The 5,341-nt window shown below is 44.0% G+C and carries 10 protein-coding genes; all 10 read left to right on the top strand.

The window, feature by feature from the left end; all coding sequences use genetic code 11:
* Positions 1–483: hypothetical protein (locus tag B5E92_RS14890; protein ID WP_204245291.1), on the top strand; the 483-nt coding region annotated here is incomplete at its 5' end.
* A gap of 225 nt (positions 484–708) precedes the next feature.
* A complete protein-coding gene (mobT, locus tag B5E92_RS14885) occupies positions 709–1,914 on the top strand; it encodes a MobT family relaxase (protein ID WP_394337386.1) in 1,206 nt (401 codons plus the stop codon).
* A 15-nt stretch (positions 1,915–1,929) separates the two neighbouring features.
* Positions 1,930–2,070 (top strand): DUF3789 domain-containing protein, encoded by a 141-nt coding sequence (locus tag B5E92_RS14880; RefSeq protein ID WP_087303456.1) that lies wholly within the window; start codon positions 1,930–1,932, stop codon positions 2,068–2,070.
* On the top strand, positions 2,067–2,288 hold the full coding sequence (locus tag B5E92_RS14875; RefSeq protein WP_010817890.1) for a hypothetical protein: 222 nt from the start codon (positions 2,067–2,069) through the stop codon (positions 2,286–2,288). Before B5E92_RS14880 ends, B5E92_RS14875 begins: the two co-directional genes overlap by 4 nt.
* A gap of 258 nt (positions 2,289–2,546) precedes the next feature.
* Entirely contained in the window at positions 2,547–3,437 is an 891-nt protein-coding gene (locus B5E92_RS14870) for an alpha/beta fold hydrolase (RefSeq protein WP_204245290.1), read from the top strand.
* A 97-nt stretch (positions 3,438–3,534) separates the two neighbouring features.
* Entirely contained in the window at positions 3,535–3,771 is a 237-nt protein-coding gene (locus B5E92_RS14865) for a hypothetical protein (RefSeq protein WP_087303452.1), read from the top strand.
* Complete coding sequence (locus B5E92_RS14860; protein WP_087303450.1) at positions 3,746–4,243, top strand: antirestriction protein ArdA; 498 nt, start codon at positions 3,746–3,748, stop codon at positions 4,241–4,243. The genes B5E92_RS14865 and B5E92_RS14860 overlap by 26 nt, the downstream gene beginning before the upstream one ends.
* 29 nt (positions 4,244–4,272) lie before the next feature.
* Positions 4,273–4,764: an antirestriction protein ArdA gene (locus B5E92_RS14855; RefSeq protein WP_204245292.1), complete on the top strand. Its 492-nt coding sequence runs from the start codon at positions 4,273–4,275 to the stop codon at positions 4,762–4,764.
* Entirely contained in the window at positions 4,727–4,885 is a 159-nt protein-coding gene (locus tag B5E92_RS15735) for a hypothetical protein (protein WP_204245289.1), read from the top strand. Before B5E92_RS14855 ends, B5E92_RS15735 begins: the two co-directional genes overlap by 38 nt.
* Positions 4,872–5,261 carry a conjugal transfer protein gene (locus B5E92_RS14850; protein ID WP_087303446.1) on the top strand — a complete coding sequence of 130 codons (390 nt, stop codon included), beginning with the start codon at positions 4,872–4,874 and terminating at the stop codon, positions 5,259–5,261. Before B5E92_RS15735 ends, B5E92_RS14850 begins: the two co-directional genes overlap by 14 nt.
* Positions 5,262–5,341: the final 80 nt, after the last annotated feature.

Genomic DNA, 5,341 nt, shown 5'->3' with positions numbered 1-5,341 from the left:
ATTTTTTACAGACTATCGGCTCTCTTGCACTGGCAAGGCAAGCCGTATCAGATGAACGAAAGGAGAATTGAAAAATATATGGGACTTTTAGAAATGGGTTACAGCGACCCTACCGCAGAATTGCACGTCGAGGGTGTCTGCGTAGACTTTGACCGCTTCCTTGCGGATTTGGAAAGTGTCGCTGGCACGACTGACGATAAATGTGAGGAATTTCCGACAGAAGCCTATCATGCACATATGGAAGATATTCTGACAGGAGCGGGACTTGGGAGATTGAAACTTCCGTTGCTCTTTTCCGTGGTGCTGGACGAATGGCTTTCCATTCATGGCTTCAACTACCGTTTTACGTTTCTTGTGGTGGATAAGGATTTTTTCAGACAGATATACCATGAATATGAGATTGACAAGGATATTGTCAGAAAATGCCTTTCTGCCGATACAGACGTTATCGTAGTTTATACGGGCATGACAAGGATAGGCTGAACCACTGACGGCTGGAACGGTCAGCGAAGCGACCCAGACCGTGTAAGCCGTCCTGTGGAGCAGGGCTTGCCCTGCTCCACGAAAGAAGCCCCTCGGTATCTAACAGAGGGGCACAATTCCGCTGGAAACTACGGTCAAAAAGTCTGGAAATCCCGCTTGGCAAAAGGGTTTTCTCTCACTCATGGCTGACTGTGACAATCTGCGGAAAATATCACACTTTCACGATTGGGGGTATGCAGGCTGAATGAAAGCACCTTTATAACCGCCTTGAAAGAGAAACGCCAGTCCTACGGCGTGTCCCAGACAAGGCTTGCAATCATGGCTGGTATCAGCCGTGAACATTTGAACCGTATCGAAGCGGGAAAGGTCAAGCTCACGGACGATATGCAGGAAAAGCTCTTGGAAGCTGTTGAGAAATTCAATCCCGACGCTCCTATGTTCCTGCTGTTCGACTATGTGCGTATCCGTTTCCCCACGCTGGATATACAGCACGTTATCAAGGATATTCTGAAGCTCAACATTGACTATATGCTCCATGAGGACTACGGACACTACAAATACACCGAGCATTACTATCTGGGTGATGTGTTTGTCTATACCTCGCAGGACGAGGAAAAAGGCACGCTTCTGGAGCTGAAAGGAAAAGGCTGTCGCCAGTTTGAAAGCTATCTGCTGGCACAGGAGCGAAGCTGGTATGACTTCCTCATGGACGCTCTGGTTGAGGGCGGTGTGATGAAACGCCTTGACCTTGCGATTAACGACAGGGCGGGCATACTGGATATTCCAGATCTGACCGCCAAATGCAACCGTGAGGAATGTGTTTCCCTGTTCCGTTCTTTCAAGTCCTATGCTTCGGGCGAGCTGGTGAAGCACAACGAGCAGGACAAGACGGGTATGGGACACACGCTGTATATCGGCTCTCTGAAATCGGAAGTCTACTTCTGCTGTTATGAGAAGAACTACGAGCAGTACGCAAAGCTGGGAATACCGATTAAGGAAGCACCCATAAAGAACCGCTTCGAGATACGACTGAAAGATGAAAGAGCTTATTATGCCGTCCGTGAACTGCTGACCCATTATGACGCAGAACAGACGGCATTTTCTATCATCAATCACTATATCCGCTTCGTGGATAGAGAGCCGGAGAAGCGAAAGACAGACTGGAAGCTCAATGACCGCTGGGCGTGGTTTATCGGGAAAGACCGCCCGCCTATCAAATTGACAACCGACCCAGAGCCTTACACGCTGGAAAGGACGCTGGGCTGGATAAGCCGACAGGTCGCCCCTACGCTGAAAATGCTGAAAAAGATAGACGCTGGCAACAGCACAAGCTATCTGAAAGAGATTGAGGACAACGCAAAGCTGACAGAAAAGCACTTGCAGATAATCAAACAGCAGACAGCGGACACAGAGGAGCTTATCACAGAGTAAAGGAGAATTGAGATTATGGCAGAACTTGTCAAGGACTTAGTGCTGGTATCGCTGGGAATGGGTATCGGTGTTGTCCTTATGTGTTTCGCACAGGTCAGCAAAATGGCTGACGAACAAATGGAAGAAATCAAAAAAGAAAGGATTGATAAAGAATGAATTTCGGACAGAACTTATACAACTGGTTTTTAAGCAATGCCCAGAGCCTAGTGCTTATGGCAATCGTGGTTATCGGTATCTACTTAGGATTTAAGAGGGAGTTTTCTAAGTTAATCGGCTTCCTTGTGATTGCCTTAATCGCTGTCGGGCTAGTATTCAATGCAGGCGGTGTCAAGGACGTGCTGTTAGAGCTGTTTAACCGTATCATTGGAGCGTAATAATCAATCGTTTGCGGTCACGCAAACTTACCTGTCCCCCTATGGGAGTTCGGGCATAGGGGGAATGAAAGGGGGTGACGGAATGGTACACAGATAAAAGATAGTCACGCTATGAATTTCATTGAATGACTGATTTTTAACTGATATAATGTGGATATAGAAATTAACAAATTAGGATTTGGGAGGAAAAACATGTGGAGGATATATAAAAAGATGTTTAAGATATTTGCGTTTATTATTCTGTTATTTGTTGTGATATTGCTTGCTGTCTACATCAATCATAGAATTCGTTTGGATAAAGAACAAGAATTGCTAGTACCATTGGGTGAAATGATTTCTGTTGATGGAAACAATATGAGTGTTTATAAAGAAGGTAGCGGAGATAAAACACTTGTATTTCTATCTGGGGGTGGAACGTGTTCACCTATTTTAGATTTTAAATCACTATATTCTTTGCTATCTGATGAATATCAGATTGTTGTAGTTGAAAAATTCGGTTATGGATATAGTGATGTAGTTGACAGAGATAGAGATATAGATAGTATTCTCGATGATACAAGAAAATCACTTGAAATGGCAGGTATAAAAGGACCATATGTGTTGTGTCCACATTCTATGTCGGGATTGGAGGCACTTTATTGGGCTAATAAATATCCAGATGAAGTAACTGCTATTATTGGATTGGACATGGCAGTACCACAGTATTATGAGAATATGAAAATCAATATTCCATTGATGAAGGTGTCTAGTTTTGTAGCGAATATTGGAGTCACAAGATTAATACCAGGTATTTCGGAAAGTGAAGCAATAAAACATGGCACTTTGACGGAGTATGAAAAAGATATTTATAAAGCAATTTTTTATAGACGAACAGCAACATCTACAATGATACAAGAAATGGAATATATTAAAAATAATGCCAAGATTGTAGAGGAAATGGGTGTTCCTACTGTTCCAATGTGTTTATTTGTATCTAATGGGTCTGGTGGAACGGGATTTGACGAGGAAACATGGCGTCAGATACCTAAAAAATACATAACAAAGGTTGATGATGCAAAAATTATAGAATTGAATTGTCCTCATTATGTTCAGGATTACGAATATGCTACAATAGCTGAGGAAATCAAATTATATTTGTCAGGCAAGTAAATTAAAATTTAACAATTTCATATCCCGACACAGAGCGGTTACTCCTTTGGAGATCAACCGCTTTTTCTATACTCAAATTTATGATTGGAGTGATTGATTGAAAGACATTTTCTCGGATATGCAGGCAAAAATCGGGTGTCCGTATCTCTCCGACCTGCCCTATTACAAGCGTGCGGTCTGGTTTGAAGTGAAACGCCTTTGCCTGTCCGACTACCCTAAGAAACAGTTGGAAGATTTTTCACGCTATGTATTCGGTGTGCCTTACACCGTCATACAGGAAGCGTTACAAAGAAAGGACGTGATGAAACATGGAAGAAATGCGTGTGCAGATTGAAGCCAGAGAACCGACAGACGGCGAGATACGAGCCTTTTGGTTCACCCTGCCTATCGACACGGAACAGGTGGAAGAACTGCTGGGGATTGATGTAGATACAGACTATTACTCTATCACGGGCAAGGAGCTTCCCTTTGCTGATGAAGTGCAGGAAGATACTGCCGTCGAAAAGCTGGGTGACCTGTATCATACCTACGAAAATCTACCCTCTGATTTGAAAGAGGACTACGGGGAGCTGATGTGCTATTTTACCGACCTTGACGAACTGCACCGATATAGAAATGACATCATTCATTATTCTTGGTGCAGAAACATGACGGACGTTGCCCGCCACATTCTGAACAATGACCCAGACTTTACTTCCCTAAGTGAGAGCGTCACCCGCTATTTTGATTTTGAAGCCTACGGGCAATATCTTGACGACAACGGACGCTTTGTGGAAACCGACCACGGTATCTATGAGCTTCCGTAGAAAAGAGGTGTAAGTCTGTGGTTGACGACATGAGGGTATATATCGCTAATCTTGGTAAGTACAATGAGGGCGAACTTGTCGGTGATTGGTTCTCTTTTCCAATCGACGAGGAAGATGTAGCGGAGCGTATCGGGCTGAACAGCTATTATGAGGAATACGCTGTCCATGATACCGACAACTTCCCTATTGAAATCGGGGAGTATATCTCCATTCAAGAACTCAATGAAATGTATGACATGATTTGTGAGCTTCCCGACTATATCACCGACGCTCTGGACGAGTTTGTTTCCTACTATGGAAGTCTGGAAGAAGTCTATGAACACAAGGACGATATTTATTATTATCCAGACTGCGAGGACATGACCGACGTTGCCTATTACTTCATTGACGAGTTGCAGGTATTAGGACAGATACCGCTACCGTTGCAGAACTATATCGACTATGAAGCATACGGCAGGGACTTGTCCATAGAGGGGACATTCATTGAAACAAGCCGTGGGATATGCGAGATACCATATTAGAGCTGGCAGATCAGCGACAGGCAAGGTCGCTACTGACAGCTTTTTCTATCAAGGACAGTCTGAAAATGGCTGTCCTTTTCCATTACAACGAAAGGAGCTGAAACGAATTGAAGATGATTAAGAGCTACACGGGTATCTGGAACGTGGAGAAAGTCTTGTACGCAATCAACGATTTTACTCTCCCGTTTCCCGTTACCTTTACCCAGATAACGTGGTTTGTCATCACGGAGTTTGCCGTCATTCTTTTAGGGGACTTACCGCCGTTATCACTTATCGAGGGGGCGTTTTTGAAATACTTTGGTATTCCCGTTGCCCTCACATGGTTCATGAGCCAAAAGACCTTTGACGGCAAGAAGCCTTACAGCTTCTTGAAATCGCAGATTACATTTGCCCTGCGACCTAAGACCACCTATGCAGGAAAAGCCGTGAAGCTGGAAAAGGAAGTTTTCAGCGAACTCGTCACGGCGGTTAGGAGTGTGATGTATGTTCCCGATTAAGTATATCGACAACAACCTTGTCTGGAACAAGGACAATGAGGTATTCGCCTACTATGAGCTGATACCGTATAACTATTCTT

This window comes from Erysipelatoclostridium sp. An15 (assembly GCF_002160675.1).
Classification (GTDB): Bacteria; Bacillota_I; Bacilli_A; order Erysipelotrichales; family Coprobacillaceae; genus Thomasclavelia; species Thomasclavelia merdavium.
Note: the sequence above shows the minus strand (reverse complement) of the source record. Positions and strands in the feature narration are given on the sequence as shown.